Origin of the sequence: Streptomyces sp. B1866 (genome assembly GCF_031932565.1) — a bacterium.
GTDB lineage: Bacteria > Actinomycetota > Actinomycetes > Streptomycetales > Streptomycetaceae > Streptomyces.
Map to the genome: position 1 here is coordinate 1 of NZ_JAVSCF010000419.1, position 3,163 is coordinate 3,163.

The following is a 3,163-nucleotide window of genomic DNA, read 5'->3' on the forward strand; positions in this document are numbered from 1 at the left end:
TGCCCGCCCGCTCGAACGCCTCCCAGGTGACTTCCAGCATCAACCGCTGCTGCGGGTCCATTCCCAGGGCCTCGCGGGGCGATACGCCGAAGAACTCCGCGTCGAACCCGCCCGCGTCGTGCAGAAAACCGCCCTCGCGGGTGTACGACGAGCCGGACCGCTCCGGGTCGGGGTCGAACAGCCGCTCAAGGTCCCAGCCCCGGTTCACCGGGAACTCCGAGATCGCGTCCCCGCCGGACGCCACCAGATTCCACAGATCCTCCGGCGACGCCACGCCACCGGGGAAACGGCACCCCATGCCCACGATCGCGATCGGCTCGTGCGCGTTCTCGACAAGTTGCTGGTTCTGCTCCCGGAGCTTGCTGACCTCTTTGAGAGAGTCCCGAAGAGCCTCGACCACTGCTTCGGCTGACGTGTTCGACATCTTCTTCTTCGCCTTTCCAGCTTTCAGAAGTCCGGTGCTCTTCAGGAATCGAGGCTGGCGCGTGCCAGGCGGACGAGGGCGTCGACGTCCATGGCGTCGATCTGCTCGGCGGCCTCCGCCGCCGGCGCCGGGTCCGGCGCCGCGGGGTCCTGCTTGTCGGCGAGTTTCATGAGCTGGTCCAGCAGGCCGGACTCGCGGATACGGCTGATCGGCAGGGACGCGATCACCCTGCGGATCTCGCCCTCGTCGGGCTCGGCTCCGGCCGCCGCTCCGCCTGGCGCGGGCGCGGTCTGCGCGGGCGCCAGTTCCTCGCGCAGGTGCTGGATCAGAAGGGTCGGGGTGGGGTAGTCGAAGGCCAGGGTGGCGGCCAGCCGCAGGCCGGTGGCCTTGTTGAGGCGGTTGCGCAGCTCCACGGCGGTCAGCGACCCCAGGCCCAGCTCCTTGAAGCCGCGGGCGAGGTCGAGCGTGCGCGGGGTGCTGTAGTTGAGCACCGCCGCCACCTGGTTCTGGACGAGTTCGGCGATGGCCTTCTCCTGGTCGTCGGGCGCCAGGGCGGCGAGCCGCTGCGCGAGGGACTCGGCGCCGCCGGCCTCGGGGGCGGAGGCCGCCGCGCGCCGGGCGCGCACCGGGCCGGCCAGCGACCGCAGCAGCGCGGGCACCTCGGCGTCCGGGCCACGCAGAGCCGCCAGGTTCCAGTCCACCGCGACCACGTGGGCGGCGGTGTCCGGGGCCAGGGCCTCATCGAGCATCGCGAGGCCGACGACGGACGACAGGGCCCGCATGCCGCCCCGGGCGAACCGCGCCTGGTCCTCCTCGGTGAGGGCGGCGGCCATGCCGCCGTCGGCCCACGGGCCCCAGGCCACCGACGTACCGGCCAGCCCCTCGGACCTGCGGTGCCGGGCCAGCGCGTCGAGGAATCCGTTGGCCGCCGCGTAGTTGGCCTGCCCGGCGCCGCCGAGCACGCTCTGCACCGAGGAGAACAGCACGAACGCGGACACCCCGCGCTCACGCGTCAGCTCGTGGAGGTTCCACGCGGCGTCCACCTTCGGCCGCAGCACCCGCTCCACCCGCTCCGGCGTCAGCGCGCCGAACACCCCGTCGTCCAGCACACCGGCCGCGTGCACCACGCCGCTGAGCGGACCGTCGACCGAGCCCAGCGCCTTCTCCAGCGCGGTACGGTCGGCGGCGTCGGCGGCGGCGAACGCCACCCTGGCCCCCAACCTCTCCAACTCCGCGACCAGCTCGGCCGCGCCGGGCGCGTCGGTGCCACGGCGGCTGAGCAGGAGCAGGTCCCGCACGCCGTGCGCCGAGACGAGATGACGCGCCACCAGACCACCCAGCGCACCCGACGCACCCGTCACCAGCACGGTCCCGTCAGCCAGCGAAACCGGCTCGTCAGCGGGCGCGACGGCCGGAGCAAGACGGGGGGCGAGGACGGCTTCGCCGCGTACGGCCGCCTGCGGCTCACCCGAGGCCACGACCGCCGACAGCACACCGAGATCGATCCCCGGTATGGACGGGTCGAGGTCGACCAGCACCAGCCGGTCGGGGTTCTCCGTCTGCGCCGACCGCAGCAGACCCCACACCGCCGCCCCCGCCAGATCCCGTACGAGCCCGCCGTCACCGACCGCCACCGCACCCCGCGTCACCACCACCAGACGCGCATCCGTCAGCCCGTCCTGTGCGAGCCATGCCTGCGCCGTCTCCAGCGCCCACGCCACACCCGCCCGCACCCGGACCGGCGTCTCACCCTCCACCACCTCGGGCACCACCGCCAGCACCGCACCGGGCACCACCCCACCCGAGGCAACGGAATCGGCCAGAGCGTCCACCGTCACGAAGTGCGCCACGCCGAGGTCCGGGGTGTCGCCGAGGGAGGCCCAGGTGTCCGTGCTCGGCGTGCCGTCCAGGGCGATGGGGCCAGGGGTCCAGCGGACGTCGGTGAGCGCGCCGGGAGCGGTCGGGGCGGCGGCCCGCAGCTGCTCCGGAGTCACCGCGCGCAACGCCAGCGAGTCCACCGACGCCACCGGCTGCCCCGCGGCATCCACCACCCGCAGCGACACCGCCTCCGAACCGGCCCGAGCCAGTACGACCCGTACCGCGCTCGCGCCCACCGCGAACAGCCGCACCCCGCTCCACGCGAACGGCAGCCGCGTCCCCGCCCGGTCCTCCGGCAGCGCACCCAGCCCGATCGCATGCAGTGTCGCGTCCAGCAGCGCCGGATGCAGGCCGAACGACCCGGCCGACTCCGCCACCTCCGAGTCCAGGGCCACCTCGGCGAACACCTCACCGCCGCGCCGCCACACCGACCGCAGCCCCTGGAACGCCGGACCGTACCCGAACCCCAGACCCGCCAGCACCTCGTACCGGTCACCGATCCCCACCGGCTCCGCACCCACCGGCGGCCACACACCGTCCCCCGCGAGGGTGTCGGGCGACGGGCCGCCGGTGGCGAGGGTGCCGGAGGCGTGCCGGGTCCAGGGCGCGTCCGCGCCGGCGCTCTCCAGACGGGAGTAGACGGCGAAGGGGCGGCGTCCGTCGTCGTCCAGGGCCTCGACGACGAACTGGAGCTGCACGGCGCCGGTCTCGGGCAGGATCAGCGGACTTTCGAGGGTGAGTTCCTCCAGATGGTCGCTGCCGGTGTGGTCGGCGGCGTGCAGGGCGAGTTCGACGAAGGCCGTGCCCGGCAACAGCACCGAACCCAGCACCACATGATCCGCCAGCCACGGATGCGTCTCC

2 protein-coding genes are annotated in these 3,163 nt (G+C 73.8%); both read right to left on the reverse strand.

What is annotated here, in order from left to right; translation table 11 throughout:
• The coding region (locus RKE29_RS28915; protein WP_312008675.1) for a beta-ketoacyl synthase N-terminal-like domain-containing protein at positions 1-424 on the reverse strand (424 nt) is incomplete at its 3' end.
• 41 nt (positions 425-465) lie between these two features.
• Positions 466-3,163, reverse strand: a 2,698-nt coding sequence (locus RKE29_RS28920; protein WP_312008676.1) for a type I polyketide synthase, incomplete at its 5' end; no start/stop codon positions are given.